Annotated in this window: 19 protein-coding genes and 1 riboswitch; of the genes, 7 read left to right on the top strand and 12 right to left on the bottom strand. The window is 44.0% G+C overall.

Annotation, left to right across the window (positions count from 1 at the left end; genetic code table 11):
• Positions 1-486: 486 nt before the first annotated feature.
• The 3 genes from JK188_RS08575 to rhlE all read right to left on the bottom strand — a co-directional run bounded on the left by JK188_RS08575 (position 487) and on the right by rhlE (position 3,298).
• Positions 487-735, bottom strand: coding sequence for a GlsB/YeaQ/YmgE family stress response membrane protein (locus tag JK188_RS08575; protein ID WP_036949742.1), 249 nt, complete (start codon positions 733-735; stop codon positions 487-489).
• A gap of 182 nt (positions 736-917) precedes the next feature.
• Positions 918-1,877, bottom strand: coding sequence for a tRNA dihydrouridine(16) synthase DusC (gene dusC / locus JK188_RS08570; RefSeq protein WP_211884973.1), 960 nt, complete (start codon positions 1,875-1,877; stop codon positions 918-920).
• Entirely contained in the window at positions 1,877-3,298 is a 1,422-nt protein-coding gene (rhlE, locus tag JK188_RS08565; RefSeq protein WP_211884971.1) for an ATP-dependent RNA helicase RhlE, read from the bottom strand. The genes dusC and rhlE overlap by 1 nt, the downstream gene beginning before the upstream one ends.
• Before the next feature lie 289 nt (positions 3,299-3,587).
• On the opposite strand from rhlE, the gene cecR reads away from it, so the two are divergent.
• The 5 genes from cecR to JK188_RS08540 all read left to right on the top strand — a co-directional run bounded on the left by cecR (position 3,588) and on the right by JK188_RS08540 (position 9,362).
• Complete coding sequence (gene cecR, locus JK188_RS08560) at positions 3,588-4,286, top strand: transcriptional regulator CecR (protein WP_211884969.1); 699 nt, start codon at positions 3,588-3,590, stop codon at positions 4,284-4,286.
• Between the two features lie 66 nt (positions 4,287-4,352).
• Complete coding sequence (gene hlyD / locus JK188_RS08555) at positions 4,353-5,345, top strand: secretion protein HlyD (protein ID WP_187128880.1); 993 nt, start codon at positions 4,353-4,355, stop codon at positions 5,343-5,345.
• A gap of 8 nt (positions 5,346-5,353) precedes the next feature.
• On the top strand, positions 5,354-7,111 hold the full coding sequence (locus tag JK188_RS08550) for an ATP-binding cassette domain-containing protein (protein WP_211884966.1): 1,758 nt from the start codon (positions 5,354-5,356) through the stop codon (positions 7,109-7,111).
• Positions 7,108-8,247, top strand: a complete 1,140-nt coding sequence (locus JK188_RS08545; RefSeq protein ID WP_211884964.1) for an ABC transporter permease — start codon at positions 7,108-7,110, stop codon at positions 8,245-8,247. Before JK188_RS08550 ends, JK188_RS08545 begins: the two co-directional genes overlap by 4 nt.
• 8 nt (positions 8,248-8,255) lie before the next feature.
• Positions 8,256-9,362, top strand: coding sequence for an ABC transporter permease (locus tag JK188_RS08540; protein WP_211884962.1), 1,107 nt, complete (start codon positions 8,256-8,258; stop codon positions 9,360-9,362).
• Positions 9,363-9,443: 81 nt separating this feature from the next.
• On the opposite strand, the gene JK188_RS08535 is transcribed toward JK188_RS08540, so the two are convergent.
• The 5 genes from JK188_RS08535 to moaA all read right to left on the bottom strand — a co-directional run bounded on the left by JK188_RS08535 (position 9,444) and on the right by moaA (position 12,488).
• Positions 9,444-10,151 carry a Bax inhibitor-1/YccA family protein gene (locus JK188_RS08535; protein WP_036949765.1) on the bottom strand — a complete coding sequence of 236 codons (708 nt, stop codon included), beginning with the start codon at positions 10,149-10,151 and terminating at the stop codon, positions 9,444-9,446.
• Between the two features lie 153 nt (positions 10,152-10,304).
• Positions 10,305-10,757 carry a molybdopterin synthase catalytic subunit MoaE gene (moaE, locus tag JK188_RS08530; protein WP_036949766.1) on the bottom strand — a complete coding sequence of 151 codons (453 nt, stop codon included), beginning with the start codon at positions 10,755-10,757 and terminating at the stop codon, positions 10,305-10,307.
• 2 nt (positions 10,758-10,759) lie between these two features.
• Positions 10,760-11,005, bottom strand: a complete 246-nt coding sequence (moaD, locus tag JK188_RS08525) for a molybdopterin synthase sulfur carrier subunit (RefSeq protein WP_036949767.1) — start codon at positions 11,003-11,005, stop codon at positions 10,760-10,762.
• Positions 11,002-11,481: a cyclic pyranopterin monophosphate synthase MoaC gene (gene moaC / locus JK188_RS08520; protein WP_036949768.1), complete on the bottom strand. Its 480-nt coding sequence runs from the start codon at positions 11,479-11,481 to the stop codon at positions 11,002-11,004. The genes moaD and moaC overlap by 4 nt, the downstream gene beginning before the upstream one ends.
• A 26-nt stretch (positions 11,482-11,507) precedes the next feature.
• Entirely contained in the window at positions 11,508-12,488 is a 981-nt protein-coding gene (gene moaA / locus JK188_RS08515) for a GTP 3',8-cyclase MoaA (RefSeq protein WP_036949769.1), read from the bottom strand.
• A riboswitch (molybdenum cofactor riboswitch) is annotated at positions 12,478-12,613 on the bottom strand. Its footprint overlaps the gene before it by 11 nt.
• Before the next feature lie 715 nt (positions 12,614-13,328).
• Here moaA and JK188_RS08510 point away from each other — a divergent pair.
• On the top strand, positions 13,329-14,237 hold the full coding sequence (locus tag JK188_RS08510) for a gluconeogenesis factor YvcK family protein (RefSeq protein WP_211884960.1): 909 nt from the start codon (positions 13,329-13,331) through the stop codon (positions 14,235-14,237).
• A 63-nt stretch (positions 14,238-14,300) separates the two neighbouring features.
• Here JK188_RS08510 and pgtA read toward each other — a convergent pair whose 3' ends face one another.
• From pgtA to JK188_RS08495, 3 genes are read right to left on the bottom strand one after another with little or no spacing between them, the layout of a single operon-like run.
• Positions 14,301-15,548 carry a two-component system response regulator PgtA gene (gene pgtA, locus JK188_RS08505; RefSeq protein ID WP_211884958.1) on the bottom strand — a complete coding sequence of 416 codons (1,248 nt, stop codon included), beginning with the start codon at positions 15,546-15,548 and terminating at the stop codon, positions 14,301-14,303.
• A complete protein-coding gene (gene pgtB / locus JK188_RS08500; protein ID WP_211884956.1) occupies positions 15,541-17,547 on the bottom strand; it encodes a two-component system sensor histidine kinase PgtB in 2,007 nt (668 codons plus the stop codon). Before pgtB ends, pgtA begins: the two co-directional genes overlap by 8 nt.
• Positions 17,544-18,773, bottom strand: a complete 1,230-nt coding sequence (locus tag JK188_RS08495) for an ABC transporter substrate-binding protein (RefSeq protein ID WP_211886339.1) — start codon at positions 18,771-18,773, stop codon at positions 17,544-17,546. Before JK188_RS08495 ends, pgtB begins: the two co-directional genes overlap by 4 nt.
• Before the next feature lie 400 nt (positions 18,774-19,173).
• Here JK188_RS08495 and pgtP point away from each other — a divergent pair, with 400 nt between their 5' ends.
• Entirely contained in the window at positions 19,174-20,553 is a 1,380-nt protein-coding gene (gene pgtP, locus JK188_RS08490; RefSeq protein ID WP_132494322.1) for a phosphoglycerate transporter PgtP, read from the top strand.
• Positions 20,554-20,639: 86 nt separating this feature from the next.
• Here the strand turns inward: pgtP and JK188_RS08485 are convergent.
• Positions 20,640-21,560, bottom strand: a 921-nt coding sequence (locus JK188_RS08485) for an Rpn family recombination-promoting nuclease/putative transposase (RefSeq protein WP_211888634.1), incomplete at its 5' end; no start/stop codon positions are given.

Genomic DNA, 21,560 nt, shown 5'->3' with positions numbered 1-21,560 from the left:
AAATAATTTTTTAATCTAAAAATAGAAGCCCCATTTTTGCGTTGTCGTTCATTAAGTTCGCAGCGAAATAGAATGGGAGCAAACAAAAGATATCCATCCAGCCATTAACCAGTCTCCAAATTTTTGTATTCTAGGATGTTATAATACAACAAACTTAGATAACATGGCTTTTTACTTATACTCATATCGTGCTATTGAATTTAATCATTACACTGAGACACATAATTCTGTAGTGAAATTTTCTCTTACATTAATTGAAAATAACTGTATCACTTGGAATACAGTTCATGATGATAGATTATTGACTCAGTTATTTGAAATTACTGCATTTGATAAATCTTCAATACATAAATTCATGGAATCATATGAAAATTAAAAAATTAAAGCCACTCATTATTTAGCGAACGTCATAATAAGTGGCTTTAATAAATAGTAAATTGTGCAGTAGAAAAAAAACTACCCTTGATAATGATGCCCCTAGAAATGCTACTTAATAAACATTCCCGCAAGGAATAGCACGACAATGGCGCCGATCACGGCAACAACAAAACTACCGAAGTTAAAGCCATCCACCTTGCCTTTACCAAAGAATGTGCTGATGTATCCCCCGACAACCGCCCCGACGATCCCCAATACTGTCGTCATGATAAAACCCATTTGATAGGTTCCAGGCATTAACCATTTAGCTAAAACACCTGCGATTAAACCAAAGATAATCCAAGCAATAACGCCCATTTGAGGCCTCCAATATCTCTGTTGCTCTAAATTTCCTAGCACGATAACTTTGTTACACGATATAGACTCTTTAATCATGACATACGGTAATGACAATATTTTGAATTAATCACCACCATACTAGTCACCACCATACATAGTAATTAAAGACCTAATCTCAAATTTTGGCAAATTTCATCATGTTAAGATGATGCGACAGAAAGCAGCTCCACATGTAGTGCAATAACATCCGCTATTTGCTCCGCCGTTTTCAATGCTCTCACTTGAGAAAACAGTTCATCCGCTTGCTGGTACTCTTTACGTAAATAACTCAGCCATTGTTTGATACGAGCTGCGTGGTAATGCCCTGTATCTCCCAGTTTTTCTAGTTCCGTATACTTTAAGAGTATTTTCCCGACCTGTTCCCAAGGCATCTTCGCGACATTGTGTTTGATCACACGGCTCAAATTCGGCGTATTTAAAGCACCTCGGCCAATCATAATCGAATCGCACCCAGTGATTTCCATACAGCGTTTAGCACTTTCATAATCCCAGATTTCGCCATTGGCAATCACCGGAATCGACAGTTTCTGACGAAGCTCACCAATCGCCTGCCAGTTAATACATTCCGCTTTATAGCCATCTTCCTTTGTACGCCCGTGAACCGTCAGTTCGGTCGCTCCGGCTTGCTGTACAGCATCCGCAATTTCATGAGCAAACTGGCTGCTATCCCAACCCAAACGGACTTTCACGGAAACGGGTAAATCTTTCGGTACCGCCGCCCGCATAGCTTTAGCGGCGTGATAGATAAGCTCTGGCTGCTTCAATAACGTCGCACCGCCACCGCTGCCATTCACCGTTTTTGATGGACAACCACAATTGAGATCGACGCCCCAAGAGCCTAATTCAATTGCGCGGTTGGCATTTTCAGCCAACCACTCAGGATGCTGCCCTAATAGCTGCACCCGCACTAACGTCCCCGATGGCGTTCGGCTACCTTGTTGCAATTCCGGGCATAACCGATAAAACGTTTTTGCCGGCAACAAAGTATCGACAACTCGCACAAACTCAGTAATGCACAAGTCGTAGTCGTTCACCTCACTCAATAATCGGCGAACCAGAGAATCGAGTACCCCTTCCATCGGGGCGAGTAGCACACGCATTAGCTATCACTACGCCCTTGTCTAACGCGTTTTTGTGCATTTTTCCACGGTGAACCTGAAGTGGATTCAGACTGACCTTTCTCGGAATTCGCATTTTGACGACGAGGACGGCTTGGACCTTTATTGCTATTATTGCCTGAATGATTGCTGCGTTCACCGCGGCTATCCTCAGAGCTACGGCGGTTGTCCGAACCACGACGGTTATCAGACCCGCGGCGACTATCAGAACCACGACGATCATTACGCTGAGAAGGCTTTTGGATCGGCTCAGCTTTGATTGATGGGTCCGGCTCGTAGCCTTCAATCTCCATCTGAGGGATGGATTTTTTCAATAATTTTTCGATGTCTTTAAGCAGTTTAGCTTCATCGATACACACTAAAGATACAGCCATACCTGTGGCTTCCGCACGTCCAGTACGACCAATACGGTGAACGTAATCTTCCGCCACATTCGGTAGCTCAAAGTTAACGACATAAGGGAGCTGTTCAATATCTAAGCCGCGAGCCGCAATATCTGTCGCCACTAAGACACGGATATCCCCGGATTTAAAATCAGATAAAGCACGGGTACGAGCGCCTTGGCTCTTATTACCATGAATCGCCGCCGCTTTGACACCATCTTTGTTTAAATGCTCAGCTAAGCGGTTAGCGCCATGTTTGGTACGCGTAAATACCAGAACTTGCTGCCAGTTTTCACGCCCAATCATAAACGAGAGTAACTCAGCTTTACGTTTTTTATCCACTAAATGAACATACTGCGTTACTTGCTCAGAAGCTGAGTTGCGCGGAGCCACTTCAATGGAAACTGGATTGTTCAATAACTTGCTCGCCAACTGTTTGATCTCATCAGAGAACGTCGCGGAGAACAGGAGATTTTGGCGCTTTTTAGGTAATTTCGTGATCACACGGCGAATATCGTGAATAAAGCCCATATCTAACATACGGTCAGCTTCATCCAAGACGAAAACTTCAACCTGCGATAAATCCACTGCGTTTTGATGTTCCAAGTCCAATAAACGGCCCGGTGTTGCGATCAACACATCCACACCACCACGCAGTTTCATCATTTGCGGGTTAATACTGACTCCACCGAACACAACAAATGAACGAATTCTCAAATGACGGCTATATTCTTTTACATTTTCAGCCACTTGAGCCGCAAGTTCACGGGTCGGGGTTAAAATCAATGCGCGAATAGGACGACGGTTATTACCGCGTGGATTGTCCACCAGCTTTTGCAAAATAGGTAACGTAAAACCGGCAGTTTTACCCGTACCTGTTTGAGCACTGGCTAATAGGTCTTTGCCCGCTAAAACAGCAGGAATAGCTTGTTGTTGAATAGGCGTAGGGCTTTCATAGCCTAATTCATTAATGGCACGCAAGATTTCCTCGTTTAACGCGAGGTCAGAAAAACTAGTCAAATTAATTACTCCGGGCTCCACCGCTTCAATTTACTGGGCAGCTCTAGGGGGGAAGATTCGATATTCAATAGAAGAAAAGCGCAAACTGCCATGCGACACGCAAAAATTCTACCATCATTTGACCGTGATAAATATATTAATTTAGATTGATGAATAAACTAATACAAAATTTGCTTTATATAGTATATATACGTACACAAAACTAAAGATACATCCGTTTTCATCCTGCACAATGAATAAATGCCAACTAAGAGCATGCTAAAAATTATTTAATTCTGAATCAAAAGGAATGTTTATGAACACAAATTCGTCGCCAACATTACGCGGAGAGAGCGCTAAACTCCAACTTCTTCTCGCCGCTGCCGATGTTTATGGAGAACAAGGTATCGACGGGGCTACCACCCGCCAAATTGCCCAAGCATCCGGGCAAAACATCGCAGCTATTTCCTATTATTTCGGATCTAAAGAAGGGTTATATCTCGCGGTTGCTCAGCAAATTGCCAACAATATCAAAGAGAGTTTCGCTGAAAGTATCACTCAAATAGATAACTTTATTAGTCAACCCGCAGAGTCACAAATTCCTGAAGAAGCGCTCGAATTACTGAAAAAAACCATTATTTCATACAATTTTTTCCAACTTAAAAAAGAAAACTTAAGCTTCTCACGCATTCTAGCTCGTGAACAGCTGAATCCAACCGAAGCGTATGGATTGATCCACGAACAAGCATTGGGACCTATTCACTCACGGCTCAATCGCTTAATTTCTATTTATATTGGCGCCGATCCTAATAATCTAGCGACCTTGATCCACACACACGCCATTTTGGGTGAAACCCTCTCTTTTCGCATTGCGCGAGAAACCTTACTCAGACAAACCGGTTGGAAACACATCAACGAAAACGAATTTAAAATTATTAATCAGGTTCTTATTGAGCATATCGACATTTTATTATTGGGGTTACGTCATCGCCAACTAGCAGAAAAGTGATATGATATATGGATAAAATTAAATCATAATCCTGAGTAATGTTTCTATCCGTCACTAAGGTTAGCTATGAACACAAAACGCCGTGCACTGGTCATTTTACTAATTATCATGCTGATTGCCGCTATTGCTGGGGGCTACTATTATCAGTCACTTAAGGATAAAACATTCGCCTTATACGGGAATGTGGATGTGCGCACAGTTAACCTTAGTTTTCGAGTCAATGGTAAACTCGCCTCTTTAGATGTTGATGAAGGGGCGAAAGTCACTGCTGGACAATTACTCGGCAAATTGGATGATGCGCCTTACATCAACGCTTTAAATAAAGCCAAAGGGCTGCGAGATAGCGCTAAAGCCCAACTAGCTCTCAAAGAGAAAGGCTACCGAACACAAGAAATTGCTCAAGTCGAATCTGAAGTCGCTCAGCGTCAAGCCGCTTGGCAATATGCGGATAATTTTTACAAACGTCAGCAAGGTTTAGCTGCTCAAAAACTGATTTCTGCTAACGATTTAGATAATGCCAAAAATAACCGAAATCAAACACTTGCCGCATTGAAAGCTTCTCAAGATAAACTCAACCAATATCAGAGTGGATTTCGCCAAGAAGAGATAGCCGCTGCCCGAGGGGAATGGTTACAAGCAGAAGCCGCCGTTGCTCAAGCGGAGCTTGATCTCTCAGACACCCAGCTTATCGCCCCATCTGATGGTACAATCCTGACTCGCGCCATCGAACCCGGAACCATTATTGGTGCGGGTAATACTGTTTTTAGCGTGACATTAACTCACCCTGTTTGGGTACGTGCCTATGTGAGTGAGGCGCACTTAGGTGATGCCGTTCCTGGCAGCAAAGTCTTGCTCTTTACGGATAGCCAGCCCAATACCCCTTATCATGGCACGATTGGCTTTGTCTCCCCTACAGCCGAATTTACCCCAAAAAGTGTACAAACACCGGATTTACGCACCGATTTAGTCTATCGATTACGCATTATTGTCGATGATCCTAATGATAAACTGCGTCAAGGAATGCCCGTCACCGTTCAATTTGCGGCACCTCAGCAATAGGGCGCACTATGGCTCAGCAAGATATTCACTCATCGAGCAATATTATTTCGTTAAACAGCGTCGAAAAACGTTTTGTTGGGCTAAATAACCCTGCGGTTGAAAGCCTAACTACCGAAATTCACGGCGGCTCCGTGACGGGGCTAGTCGGTCCTGATGGTGCAGGGAAAACGACGCTAATGCGCATGCTGGCTGGGCTACTCAAACCCGATTCAGGGCAAATCCGCTTAATGGGATTAGACCCTATTAAAGACAGTATCGAAGTGCGGGCAAACCTCGGTTACATGCCGCAAAAATTCGGTTTATATGAAGATTTAACGGTTCAAGAAAATCTTGATTTATATGCCGATCTGCGCGGCGTTATTGGTGACGAGCGCCAACAAACCTATAAACAATTACTCGCATTTACTAGTCTAGCCCCATTTACCTCTCGCCTTGCCGGTAAGCTTTCTGGGGGAATGAAACAGAAATTGGGACTCGCTTGCACCCTATTAGGCAAACCGAAAGTTTTACTGCTGGATGAGCCGGGTGTCGGCGTGGATCCTATTGCCAGACGAGAACTGTGGCAAATGGTACATACCCTTGCTGACGATGGCATGCTGATCCTCTGGAGCACATCGTATTTGGATGAAGCAGAGCAATGCAAAGAGGTACTACTACTCAATGAAGGCAAACTTCTGTATAGCGGAAAACCCGAGCTGCTCACCCAAAAGATGGCGGGACGCTCATTTTTACTCGATGTTCCCCCAACACAAAAACGCACCATTCTACAAAATGCCTTAGTGTTACCCGAAACTACCGACGGCGTGATCCAAGGTCGCTATATTCGCTTAATTTTAAAGCCTCACGCATCCCAAGAGAATTTACTCAATGCCTTAAATATGGGAGATCAAACGCTGATTGAAGCCCAGCCACGCTTTGAAGATGCGTTTATCGACCTTTTAGGTGGCGGACCATCCCATCGTTCTGAACTCGCCGCTATCGTGCCACAAATTCCACCCGCTCCCAATGAAACCGTCATTGAAGCCCGCAACCTAACCAAAAAATTCGGGGATTTTGCCGCAACGGATACCGTCAACTTTCAGGTAAAACGTGGTGAAATTTTTGGATTATTAGGGCCTAACGGTGCAGGCAAATCCACCACTTTTAAAATGATGTGTGGATTAATGAAACCCACTGATGGGCAGGCACTAGTACTTGGTATGGATTTAAAAACCAGTTCAAACAAAGCCCGTCAGCACCTTGGGTATATGGCGCAAAAATTCTCCCTCTATGGCAACCTCAAGGTTGGGCAAAACTTAAAATTTTTCTCCGGTGTATACGGTTTGCATCATAAACAGCAAGCCACCAAAATGCAGGAGATGATTAACGCCTTTAATTTTACGCCTATTATCAGCCAAATTACTGATTCACTCCCGCTGGGTTATAAGCAGCGCCTTGCCCTCGCCTGCTCGTTGATGCATGAACCGGATATCCTGTTTTTGGATGAACCCACTTCGGGGGTTGACCCGCTAACTCGGCGAGAGTTCTGGTTACATATTAATGGCATGGTAGACAAGGGAGTCACCGTCATGGTCACCACCCATTTTATGGATGAAGCTGAATATTGCGATCGTATCGGTTTGGTTTACCACGGAAAAATCATTGCCGCAGGTACGCCTGATGAATTAAAAAAACAGGTCGCCAGCACAAAAAATCCAAATCCATCGATGGAAGATGCCTTTATTGAATTGATTTTCAACTACGATAAACAGCAGGAGGCACAATGAAGACAACCGCCTCAGGTTTTTCATGGCGCAGGCTTAAAGCCCTCTGTTGGAAAGAAAGCAAGCAGATAGTGCGCGATCCCAGCAGCGCTTTAATTGCTATTGTCATCCCACTGATGCTGCTGTTTATTTTCGGTTATGGGATCAATCTCGACTCCAGTAAACTGCGGGTCGGTATCCTAATGGATCAACAAAGCCAACCCGCTCGTGAGTTGGTCGATACGTTTACTGGCTCCCCCTTTATTGATGCCACCATTAGCGATAATCGCAATTTATTGATTAATAAAATGCAAGCGGGAGAAATTCGCGGCATTGTGGTGCTCCCCGTCAATTTTGCAGAGCAACTTTCTCGCCCGGATGGACATGCGGCAATCCAAGTGATCACCGATGGAAGTGAACCCAATACCGCCAATTTTGTGCAAGCCTACACGAAAGGAGTTTGGCATACATGGCTTATCCAACAAGGTGAAAACCAAGGTTATCCGACCGACCCGCTTATCGAACTCAATATGCGCTATTGGTTTAACGAAGCGGCACTCAGCCAACATTTTATTATTCCTGGTGCCATTAGTATCATTATGACCGTCGTGGGTGCCATTTTAACTTCACTGGTGATAGCCCGAGAATGGGAACGAGGCACCATGGAAGCACTGCTTTCCACCCAAATCACTCGCACTGAACTACTGCTTTCCAAATTATTGCCCTATCAAATTCTTGGGTCGTTCGTCATGGTGCTGTGTATGTTGGTGACGACCTGCGTGCTCGATATTCCTTATCGTGGCTCTTTATTGATTTTATTTGTCATAACCAGCCTCTATTTAGCCACCGCATTAGGAATGGGATTACTAATTTCAACCATTACCCGCAACCAGTTCAATGCGGCGATGGTGGCACTGAACGCAGCCTTTTTGCCTGCCATTATGCTTTCAGGGTTTATTTTTGAAATTGATAGCATGCCAGTATTTATTCAAGTAGTGACTTACTTCATTCCCGCTCGCTACTTTGTCAGCAGCTTGCAAACCTTATTTTTGGCGGGAGATATCTATCTGGTATTACTCACCGATTTCTTATTGCTGATTGCTTCAGCGATATTATTCATTGGCTTAACGGCGCTGAAAACGCGTCGCCGTTTGGATTGAGGTGAAATATGTTTTATCGTCTTTACACCTTAATTATGAAAGAGTTACAATCACTATTGCAGGAAAAACAGACGCGAATTATTTTGATCATGCCCGTCATTTTCCAAATGATCCTCTTCCCACTGGCGGCGACCTTAGAAGTCACTAACACCACCATTGCCATTTTTGATCAAGATAATGGCGAGCATTCGATTGAGCTCACTCAACGCTTAGCAAAAGCCAGCGCATTTTCCCATGTGCTATTACTGAAAAGTGAACCTGAGATTCGAGAAACGCTAGATAACCGTAAAGCCCTGTTAGTCGTCCGTTTTAGTCAAAACTTCAGCGCCGATATCGCCAGCCATCATACCGCGAATATGATGTTGCTATTGGATGGACGAAACTCAAATAGCTCCCAAATAGCGGCTAATTACATTGAACAGATAGTCATGCAATATCAGCAGGAGCTCACACAAACCCAAGTGCAGCCCAATAACAGTGAGTTGATTGTCCGCAACTGGTACAACCCAAATTTAGACTATAAATGGTTTATTGTGCCGTCATTAGTCGCCTTGATTACGACAATTGGGGTGTTGATTGTCACCTCATTATCGATTGCTCGAGAGCGCGAGCAAGGAACCCTCGACCAACTGTTAGTTTCGCCACTAACTACATGGCAAATCTTTATTGGCAAAGCGATTCCTGCCTTAGTCGTCGCCACTGCACAAGCCACATTGGTGTTAGTGATTGGGATTTTTTGCTACAAAATACCGTTCGCCGGTTCACTATTACTGTTCTATGGCACGATGATTTTTTATGGTTTATCACTCGTGGGATTTGGTTTGCTTATTTCCGCATTGTGCTCAACCCAGCAGCAAGCGTTTATTGGCGTGTTTGTGTTTATGATGCCCGCAGTGTTGCTATCCGGTTATATCTCCCCCGTCGAGAATATGCCCGTTTGGCTACAGGATATTACGTGGGTGAATCCCATCCGCCACTTTACGGATATCACTAAGCAGATTTACCTTAAAGATGCTGATTTTTCCGTGGTATTTCATAGCTTATGGCCTCTTCTGATTATCTTCCTGGTAACCAGCTCCCTAGCTTATTACTTATTTCGCAAAAAAATCGCTTAACTGCCAGATAAGAACCATAAAAAACCCCGCAACAATTAACTTATTGCGGGGTTTCATATTTTCAATCAGCTTGATGAGCAATTAACGGCGATCACCGAAAATACGCAGTAACATCAGGAACAGGTTGATGAAGTCTAAGTACAGAGATAACGCGCCCATAATGGAATACTTACGCATATTTTCTCTGTCATCTTGGTTGATTTGCTCACCCATCTCTTTGAGTTTTTGAGTGTCATAAGCAGTTAATGCAGCAAACAGTAATACACCACCGTAAGTGATCACCCAGTACATCATCGAGCTTTGCAGCCAGATATTAACCAGAGAAGCGACAACCAGACCAATCAGCGCCATAAATAGGAAGTTACCCATCCCTGTTAAGCTACGCTTAGTCGTGTAACCGTAGAAGCTTAACGCGCCGAACATGACTGCGGTAATGATGAACGTCCCAACAACAGACTCACCTGTATAAACTGCTAAAATAACGGAGATAGTTAAACCAGTCAGCAATGCGTAGAGCATAAACATCCCAGTTGCAATCGCACCGCTCATTTTAGGCAGTAAGAAAGACAGCCCCATCACTAAACCAAGTTCAGCGATGATCATTCCAAAGAACAGGACTTTGTTAGTTGCGATAGTGAAAAACAGACCGCTGCTTAAGGAGTACCAAGCAACAAAAGCTGTCAGTAATAACCCGACGGTCATCCAACCGTAGACTTGCGACATAAATGCCTGAACGCCAGTGCTGGCATTCTGGACAAGAGAATCATTACGTTGATCAAATTGACCCATGATGGTTACCCTTCCATTTTAAGAAAAATCGACCCAGCAAAACCACCAACAGAGTAATCCTTACTGTGATCGGACAAATTTGTTCCAAAGTTTATCACAATATTTTGACATTACCATTCGGCTTATTCGCATTTTCCGCGTAACAGTTTAAGACTACCAACGGTTTGCAGAAGCTTCATCACTCTCTTTGGCTTCCACCCAACGTTCATTATCAGGGAGAGACTCTTTTTTCCAGAATGGTGCTTTGGTTTTCAGGTAATCCATTATAAATTCAGCCGCTTGGAATGCTGCATTGCGATGTGCGCTGGTCACGCCTACGAATACAATTTCTTCACCAGGTTGTAAGGTACCTATCCGGTGGATCACACTCACGCGTTGCAGTGGCCAGCGCTCGCGAGATTGCATCACAATGTCCGCTAAAGCTTTTTCTGTCATGCCAGGGTAGTGTTCGAGAGTCAATGCCGCTACGCTGTCCCCTAAATTATGATTACGGACTTTACCTGTGAATGTCACTACGGCGCCATCACTGTCACATTCAGCAAGCCACGCATACTGCTCGCCAACACTAAAATTCTCGGTTTGTACCGCAATATGGGTATTGTCCATGGTCATCCCCCTGTAACTGGTGGGAAGAAAGCCACTTCATCGCCCGCATTCAGGGGATGGTCCGCAGAAACAAACGATTGATTAACCGCAGCTAATAATTTGCCATCTTCCAAAGCCAGCGCCCAGCGATCACCTTTTTGAGTTAATGCTTGGCGCAAAGATTCTACGGTTGGGTACTCCGCTGCTAACTCTAAGCGGTCAGTGCCAACTAACTCACGAACTTGAGCAAAAAAGAGGACAGTGATCATGCTTCCACCTTAAAATGACCGGACTTTCCGCCCGTTTTTTCTAATAAACGCACAGGCCCAATAACCATATCTTTTTGTACCGCTTTGCACATGTCGTAGATAGTTAATGCTGCGACAGAAGCCGCCGTTAACGCTTCCATTTCGACACCCGTTTTCCCTGTTAATCGGCAACAAGTTTCGATGCGTACACGGTTATGGGCTTGCTCAGCTTCCAGGGTGACTTCCACTTTGGTCAGTAGCAAAGGATGGCACAGCGGGATCAACTGCCACGTATTTTTTGCCGCTTGGATCCCAGCGATACGTGCCGTCGCAAAGACATCCCCTTTATGGTGACTGCCATCCACAATCATGGCTAAAGTTTCTGGGTTCATCGTCACAAACGCTTCTGCGCGTGCTTCACGGACGGTTTCCGCTTTGGCTGATACATCAACCATGTGCGCCTCGCCCGACGCATTGAGGTGGGTCAGTTGGGACATAATTACTCCTGAAAATCAAAAAGTTATTAACCGCCGATAACGGAAAGATTCGGGGTGATCCCGCTGTCGCCTTGGTGAAGGAAATGGGTTTCTCGCTTAGACATTAAGCCACTCTGGATACGTGCTTTTAGGGCTTCATTCTGGTTTTCATCGCCCAGTAAATCACGCAGTGGAATGCCATTTTCACCAAATAAACACAAATGCAGATTGCCTAAAGAAGAGACCCTGAGACGGTTGCAGCTTTGGCAAAAGTCCTTCTCATACGGCATGATCAGCCCAATTTCCCCTTGGTAATCAGGGTGACTAAAGACTTGGGCAGGGCCGTCGCTACGAGAACGTGGCTGCATATACCAGCCTTCTGCAATAAGGCGATCACGAACGGTTTCACCAGACACATGGTAACGTTGGAATAAGCTGCTCCCTTCCCCTGTTTCCATGAGTTCAATAAAACGCAGTTGAATTGGACGATGTTTGATCCAATTGAGGAAAGATTTGAGGGCGATATCATTGACGTTTTTCATCAAGACCGCGTTGACTTTAACTTTTTCGAAGCCAGCATCAAATGCAGCATCAATCCCTTTCATGACTTGGAAAAATTTATCTTGCCCAGTGATCGCCGCAAATTGGCGAGGGTCAAGGCTATCTACACTCACGTTTACCGCATTCAAACCAGCATCTCGCCATGCTTGCACATCACGAGCCATCCGGTAACCATTGGTTGTTACGGCGATTTTTTTGATGGAATTATTTTCTTTGATAGCGGCGATGATATCGGTGAAATCTTTACGCATCGTTGGCTCACCGCCAGTGATACGGACTTTTTCAGTCCCTAATTCAGCAAAAGCGCGGCTCACACGACGGATTTCATCCAGCGTCAGAAATTCATGGCGGCCACTCGGTTTGTAACCATCAGGCAGGCAATATGTGCAACGGAAGTTGCAAACATCGGTGATAGATAAACGAAGATAGTAAAATTTTCGGTCAAATTGATCGACAAGTTGCTGCATATTCACACCTTTCCAAATACGGGAGATGCAGACATTTCTATCTTGCACCCTGGTGACTCAAGGTCACGGCCAGAGCATCATATTCAGGAGAACTTAGACACAAAGGCTAGGAGTTTTATCTGGAACCCCGTGAGTTGATTAAGCCTAGAGAGTTAAGACGATCATCACTGGGTTCACTTATTTTCTGTAAGGATTTTAGCCCATTGCAAATGAAAAAGCGAATCCAAAAACGATATATAACTTAATATACAACGACTTACAGAAAACAACCGCTATACTCAGAAGTCCTTATTATTACGGATAATTTTTTGCTATTTCCATGTGATGATAAACGCCTATCTGTCAAAATCTCGTCAAAATGAGGTTAACTCTGTGCACATTGTTTGTTGTAGATCAGTTTTATCCCGCGTTTTTTGATAGATAACCCTAAGAACCCAGAAATATGATGTCTCGAATTATTGAAACGACTACATCGCCATCGAATCATTATCGAAACGAATTAAAATGGCGCCATAGAGGGTAAAATAGGTACTTAAATTCCGCGAGTTCAAAAAATATTAATTCCTGTTGCCCCGCAATAAACAGCTCCATTTAATCTGATTACAGGAAGCGTCGATAATCGCCTCTCTATCCCCTTTATTTTCATACCCTTCTAGTCAATTGCACTTAGCCACATAATCAAGAAATTTGTGATACCGATCGAGAATATTCTCTTTTGTTGTTTTTTATCACAGCAAGTAAACTTCAGATGGTGTTTTATGATAGATTAGCGCCAATTTTGTTTTAGCACTGATTCTAGATTGATAATTTAGCTAGATGGATAGTTTAAATAGGAACACTATGCCAAACCGTAGTTTGACAAATCTTAATCACGTCGTCGCCCTTGGGGGCGGACATGGGCTTGGTCGAGTGATGTCTTCTCTCTCATCTTTAGGCTCCCGTTTAACTGGCATTGTCACCACCACGGATAATGGTGGCTCTACAGGGCGAATTCGTCGCTCTGAAGGGGGAATTGCTTGGGGTGATATGCGTAATTGCTTGAATCAGTTGATTACTGAGCCATCCATTGCCTCTAAGATGTTTGAATATCGATTTGCGGGTACAGGGGAATTATCAGGGCATAATCTCGGTAACCTAATGCTGAAATCCCTTGACCATTTAAGTGTTCGCCCACTTGAGGCCATCAATTTAATCCGCAATATGCTAAAAGTGGATGCGCAATTAATCCCGATGTCTGAATCACCGGTAGACCTGATGGCTATTGATGATATGGGAAATGAGGTCTACGGTGAAGTTAACGTGGATGCTTTGCAGGAGTTACCGCAAGAATTGCGTTTATACCCTCCCGTTAAAGCGACCAGCGAAGCCCTTGATGCTATCCATCGAGCTGATTTGATTTTAATCGGCCCCGGAAGTTTTTTTACCAGCTTAATGCCCCTGTTATTACTTGATGATATCGCCTGCGCCCTAAAAGAGAGCCAAGCACCGATGGTGTATATCGGTAATTTAGGGAAGGAAATTAGCACCTCCGCCGCCAGCCTCACACTTCCTGAAAAATTAGTGATGATGGAGCGTTATATTGGGCGCAAGAAAATCGATGCGGTGATTGTAGGGCCACGCACAGATATCACGACAATCCGCCAAGAACGCAAAGTGACTCAGCGAGTATTAGAGGCGGATGATATTCCTTATCGCCACGATAGAAACTTACTGTTGAAAGCCATCGAAGAGACCATTCCCCTTCTGTAATTCACTGAAATTTTAAGTTGCAGGTCAATCCCTGCAACTTTCTCTCTATTTATCTCCAATAATTTAAGTCCGATAATGGTGCTTGTCTAATCCGTACTTTTTCATCCGTAAATAGAGTTTTTTCCGTGGCATTTGCAGATATTCCGACACATCGTTAATTCGCCCTTGATGAATATTCAGTGCTTCCGTAATAATCTGCCGTTCATAATTTTCAATTTGTTGATCTAATGCCGTTGGCGCTACCGACGTTAATAATGGATTCGCTGTCTCCCCCATTGGCATAATGCCAACCGCGTACAGCTCCGCTGCGTTGGCTAACTCCGTTACATTTCCAGGCCAATGACGACGACTTAGTTTTTTGATAAAAGGCTCATCCAGTTCAGGCAATTCCTGATTCAATCGAGTACAAGCCAGCTCTAAATAGTGTTGGAATAAAACCGGAATATCCGCTTTACGCAGGGATAACGGTAAGCAATTCACCTGAGTTAATGAAAAATAATAATAAAGTTCTGCAATAATCTGCTGCTGTTTAGTCAACGTGAGCAGCGGCTGATCCGAGATCCCAACCAAGCGAAATTCCCGTTGGTCTTGCTGTAAATGCTGAACTAAATAACGCTGTTGGTTTACAGGGAGTAACTCAATATTCTTAATCACCAATGTGCCTGAGCGAGCCTCAGAGACCCATGTTTCAACAGGCACTTCTTGCTCATTTAATAATGTTTTGATCACCAATGGCGCATGCTGCGGTGTGCTAATTTGATGCAGATAGCGCGCTAAATAAGTGCGACCGCTACCTAACTCTCCTTGTAAAAACACAGCGGCAAGGGTTTCCGATAACCCTTGAAGCTGCCCGCGAACTTGTAAAGACCACTCACTGCTCCCTACAAAATTGAGCATCAATTGGTTTTTGCCCCACCGGCGCTGCAATACACGCTGTTTCCGTGCCGCCAGCGCTTTGGCAACTTGCTCTAAAAGATATTCTGGGTTAATGGGTTTTTGTAGAAAATCCCATGCCCCCATTTTGACTGCTTCCACCGCCATTGGCACATCCCCATGCCCGGTGATCAATACCACGGGGAGATGTTTGTCTTTGGCGAGAAATAGTGTCATCAGCTCGATACCCGAACATTCCGGCATACACACATCGCTAAGAATAATGCCGCACCAATCACGGTGAACTAACTCTTTTGCTGTCAATGGGTTATCACACGCATAAACTCGGTACCCTGCTTGTTCGAGTAGCAGACAATACGCTTCCAATACATCTTTATCATCATCAATCAGCAATATGTCATGGTTGTCATCAAGCATCTTCAAGTACCTTTTTAAATTCTAAAATTACACACCCATTTCCACGCAGTGTAGAAGCGATTCTCAACTCGCCACCAATTTGCTGCATAATCGATTGGCTAATGGATAACCCAACCCCCAGCCCAATCTCTTTGCTTGTCGTAAAGGGTTTCATTAATGTATCCGCTAAATGCAATGGCCAACCCGTCCCGTTATCACACAAGGTCAACAGCAACTTATCCGCGGTTTCACTGTAATCAACGGTGATTTCTGCTTCTGTGGGGCTGGCATCAAGCGCGTTAGAGAGCAAGTTAACTAACACCTGCTGAATACCAATTTCATCTCCCAGCACCTTAGGCAATATATCCGGATAACTTAATATCACTTTGCGGGTTTTATGTTGAAGCTTCAGAACATCCCAAGCGCTGTGAATTGATTGCCGTAAATTCACCGGTTGTAATTGCTCATTATCATCACGCTTACGAGCGAATTGGCGCAGTGAACGCACAATGCCATCCATTCGAGCCACAAGTTGCTCTGACTTATTTATCGCCATCAACGAGGTGTCATTGTCTTGCTCTGGCAACCCTTTTTTCGCCATAAACAGGTGCATAGAGAGCGCATTTAGCGGTTGGTTAATTTCGTGGGCTAAGGTGGTCATCGTCTGCCCCACGACGGCGAGTTTTGCCGTTTGGATCAGCTCGTTTTGCGTAGTTCGTAAGTTCTCCTCTATTGCCTTACGTTCTGCAATCTCTTGCTCTAACTGAGTTTTTTGTTGATTAATTTGAGCAATACTGCGCTGTAACAGTGTGCCAATCCGCCCTAACTCATCACGACCTTCGACAGGAATATGGGTCGTCAAATCCCCAATACTGATCCGAGCCACTGCTTGGTTTAATGCGGTAAAACGTTTGACCAAACGAGGACGAATAAACAGCATGTTGAACAGCAATACCAACAGTAATGCCAACCCTGCGGTAATAATAATAATTGTGCCACTCCACGACATAATGTTCGCTAAACGCTGGTTTAGCGTTTGTAGCTGAAAGTGGCTGCTCCCAAGTTGCAAATCAAGCTGAGAGCGAAAATCAGCCAAAATTCGCTCTTTTTCGGCCGTCGCTTCATTTAAGGCTCTTTTCGCTGTTTGATAATTTTGCAGGACTTCAAGCATTTGGTTATCCGAAAGGCCGATATCTAGCAACTCATCGATAGTTTGACGCAGCGTCACTGAACTTGGATATAAATTCAACGCCTCTTCATTGGCAGCTAAATTCGTTTTTAAGTACCCTAAATAACGGGCATAGCCGTTAACATCGATGGGGTCATCAAAAGCATTATCCCCTTGAATATCCTTCAAGCGCCCCGTCAAAATATTGGTGATCTGCTCTTCCAAACGCGCCAGTGTATAAATTAACTGCAACTCTCCTTGCACGTTACGTAGCCGACTTTGTAGCCCCTTGGCTTGAAGAGGATCTTGCTCAATTTTGTCCAGTAAAGAGCCTTGTTGTAGGCTAATATCTTGCGATAACGAGTTGAGCTCCGTACTAAAATCGTCATGTAACCAGTTGATCCGAGAAGATAATGTATTAATTTTTTCTCGTGCTAAAAACAGGGCATATAGTGCCTTATCCAATCTCTGCAAAAGATCCTGACTTTGTGTCAAAATGACAGAAATTTGCTGCTGATCTTGACCATTCAATTGCTGATTAAATGCGGCTATTTGCGCTAAATGTTCAGTGATTTGGTTGCGTAGTTGCAATCTTGTCGCTGTATTTGGCGCTTTTAAAAATTCGTTCAATTCATTGACTAAGGTATTTAGCTGCCCTTCAATCAAAAATGAAGCCTGCATTTTGGGAAAATAATCTCCAAGAGCATAGCGGATCTGCTTATTTTGCTCTTGCCATGCATATAAGCTGACGCAACTGACGATCAGTGTCATCAAAGCGCCCGCGATAAAGGCGCCACGTAAAATAGCCGTAATACTGAAGCGCCCCATCAATTTCACTATCGATGTTTTCATTTAATCGCTTCCAATACACTGATGGCTTGGCGTTGCTGCTCCTGAAAGAAATGCTGCCAGCGCATATATTCCTCTTCCGCTTTGCGATTATCTTCAAAGCGTGAATAGTAAGCAGGATCTTCACTTTCTTTCGCACTGACTGGCATCGCCGTCAGTAGCGCTCGAACCTCTGGTAAAGGGTGTTTTAGCTTAGCTTCCGCCATATACACCGCACGCCAAGCATCTTTTGATTCCGTTAAACGAAACGTGATTGCCGCATCAAACAGTTGTTGAACTAATCGCTGGCGCTGTAATACCAAATGGACATCCAGCGGTTTAGGTGAATCTAATAGCTGGCTTTGCTGCGCTTTTCGAGGGTTATCATCCTCAAGAGGAGTAACTGGGTATTTCCCTGTGCTGCTGTCTGCAAACACTTTTTGCCCTTGTTCACTGAGTAAAAAATCAATCAGTTTTCGCGCTTTTTCTGGCGCTAAACTATGGCGAGTGATCGCAATAAACGTCGGCGATGTGGCTGAATCAGGCAGATAGTGAAACTCGAGTTCAGGGTCGGCTAATAATACATTTGCGTAGTTATCAATAATCGGTGCAGCCCCGCCTAGCCCCACTTTGATTTTATCGGCTACCCCAAAACTGCGTGATGAAACAGTGGCTAAATTCCCTGACATTCCCAGTAAAATGCGCCATCCATCGTCCCATCCCCGCTGCTGTAATAACGACTCAATCATTAAATGATAGGTATCAGAGCGAGATGGACTGCTTATCAATAACGAGCCTTGATATTGGCTATTTGTCAAGTCATCCCATGTCTTGGGAATAGGTAATTTGTTTTGCTCCATCCATTTTCGGTTAGTCAAAATGCCATATCCGGAAAATGCCACCGCAGCAACGGAACCTTTTAAAGATTTAGGAATTAAGCGCTGGGAATACTCAGGAATATCTGGCAATGCACTTAACCGATTATGCTGCTGCAAATGGTGCATCAGCATCGGTGAGGAGGTCAGAATTAAATCGACATTTTCCAAAGCATCGGTATCTAACAAGCGCTCTAATGAGGCACTGGTTCGGTTAATCGTGCGGATAGGCATCGCATCCTCTCGCGCATTCCAATTCGTGACTATCGCTTGTGTCGCTTCGGGTGAGAATGTTGTCGCTATCACTAACTCATCATTTTTCGCATGGCTAATTCCCACGTTGTTTAGCAAAAAAATAAAAAAACAGAGCCGCATTATCAGTGGACGAATTGGTGTTATTAGTCTCATAAGCGTAGTCATCCCCTGGGTAGATGTGATTCATATCAAAGAAAGTAACAATAATGTGAGTTTGTCAAAAAGTGCATTTGAGACAAATTTTACCCTTTTCGGATTTATGAGCACACGACAAAACTTACCCGCTTTATTCTCATTGTTATGCGATTAAATCAACCCTTAGTTGTTCATTTTTTGAAATCCATTCCCGTTAATTTATGAATGGGTCAATTTGACTCGTCACTATACAAAATTGGGTCAATTTTGACCCAAACCCTTCATATTGCGATATTTTTTCAACAAGAACATGATGAGTCTGTCAGAAATAAAGCGACAAAAAACATCAGGGAATTTCTTTTTACTCTATTTCACAGGTGAACCTATGCTGTCATTTTTAACGCCAGCCACGGCAAAAAAACAAATTGCACCAGAAAAAGTTCCTGCTGCCTATAAACGCTATCGTGTTCAAGCACTGCTCAGCGTGTTCTTAGGTTATTTGGCTTACTATATTGTTCGTAACAACTTCACGCTCTCTACCCCGTATTTGAAAGAAAACTTAGATTTAAGCACCACGCAAATTGGTCTATTAACTAGCTGTATGCTCATTGCTTACGGGATCAGCAAAGGCGTGATGAGTAGCCTTGCCGATAAAGCCAGCCCAAAAGCATTTATGGCATTTGGTTTGATCCTGTGTGCCATCGTCAACTTCGGAATGGGATTTAGTAACGCATTCTGGTTATTTGTTGGTTTTGTCGTGCTTAATGGTATGTTCCAAGGCATGGGTGTGGGTCCATCATTTATCACCATTGCAAACTGGTTCCCGCGTCGTGAACGTGGTCGTATCGGTGCATTTTGGAATATTTCTCATAACGTGGGTGGTGGTATTGTTGCCCCAATCGTCGGTGCTGCTTTCGCCGTATTAGGCACTGAGCACTGGCAAAGTGCGAGCTACATGGTTCCCGCTTGTATTGCGATTTTATTTGCAGGGGTTGTGTTGGTATTAGGCAAAGGTTCCCCAAAACAAGAAGGTTTACCTGCACTTGACCAAATGATGCCAGAAGAAAAAGTGATCCTGACTTCGGCACAAAAAGAGCAATCACCAGAGAACATGAGCGCCTTCCAAATTTTCTGTACCTATGTGCTGAAAAACAAAAATGCATGGTATATCTCTTTTGTTGACGTCTTTGTGTATATGGTGCGTTTCGGTGTGATCAGCTGGCTACCAATCTACCTGCTGACAGAAAAAAACTTCTCTAAAGATCAAATGAGCGTGGCATTTTTATTCTTCGAATGGGCTGCTATTCCATCCACTTTATTAGCAGGTTGGTTAACGGATAAACTGTTTAAAGGTCGTAGAATGCCGTTAGCTATTGTCTGTATGACACTGATTTTCTTCTGCCTCATCGGTTACTGGCAGAGCCAATCATTAGCTGTCGTCACCTTCTTTGCCGCAGTCGTTGGTTGCTTAATCTATGTGCCTCAGTTCTTAGCATCAGTACAAACAATGGAAATCGTGCCAAGCTTCGCAGTGGGTTCAGCCGTCGGCCTACGTGGTTTTATGAGCTATATCCTTGGTGCAACTTTAGGTACTAGCTTATTTGGTTTCGTGGTTGACCGTATGGGTTGGCATGCAGGTTTCTATCTGCTCTTAGGGGGGATTGTTTGCTGCATTATCTTCTGTGTGCTGTCCCACTTAGGCGCATTGGAACTTGAGCGTAACCGTCAATCCGTAATAGCTAAAGGTCAGTTAGCTAACGCTTAATCTCGCTAAGAAAATTCGACTAAAAATATGGCGGAGTTCGGTTTCTCACTGAACTCCGCCTTCTTTATGTCTCAATAAATGATGCCTCAATGAATTGCTTCGATTTCTGTCGGGGATAAGCCTGTAATTTGGCTAATAACATCAATGTTTAAACCTAACCTTAAGCTAGTCAAAACTTGAGCATAGGTACGTTGTTTGGCCTTTTCTTGCTCTTCTTGTCGAGCTTCTTCTCTTCCCTCTTCTCTGCCTTCTCTTCTTCCTTGCTTAAACCCTTTTTTTAATCCCTCATTTCGTAAACGATCGGCAATGGTCATAACAGTCTCCTGATATCCTTCTGTTTTTTCTATTAATGTTTTGACTATCTTCTTGTATGTCGGCGTATCCATCACACTAAACAGATAGTTGATGATTAAAATAACGTCGTCACGGTGGTTTTCGTTCTCATGGATCACCTGCGCTAAGCGCTCTGACAACACCATAAGGTCATCTCTCAATGATGAATGTTTGAGAACTAACTCCATCGCAGCAACTTTTCGGTGATTCACAATTTCATCGTCACTTGCCACCGTGACATCCACTAACGGCAGTGGATTGCAATACAAACTACGAGCTAAATCAGACCACTCAAAACAATCCGTCCATGACTGGGAATAGGGATAAGGGGATTGATTTCCATGATAAAACAGGATGGGAACCACCAGCGGCAAAGTTTGGTGTCCCTGCTGCAAATGCTGGTTCATCGCGCAAAATGCGTAATGCATCAGCCGCCACCCCATCAGCTTATCGGGGGACGATTGGTGCTCAACCAAGAAGTAAAAATACCCCTTACCCTTAAGTGTTTGCACGGAATAAAGCATATCCGAAAAACGAGAGCGCAATGTTTTATCCACAAATGAAGCACTGGCTAACTTCAACGTATCAAAATTGCAAAGGTGCTTAATGCGATTAGGAAGATGGACTTCAAAAAAATCCCGCGCATTATCCACTTTGCTCATAAAGCCTTTAAA

This window comes from Providencia sp. JGM181 (assembly GCF_018257375.1).
Classification (GTDB): domain Bacteria; phylum Pseudomonadota; class Gammaproteobacteria; order Enterobacterales; family Enterobacteriaceae; genus Providencia; species Providencia lanzhouensis.
This window is presented reverse-complemented; position numbering and strand designations above follow the sequence as displayed.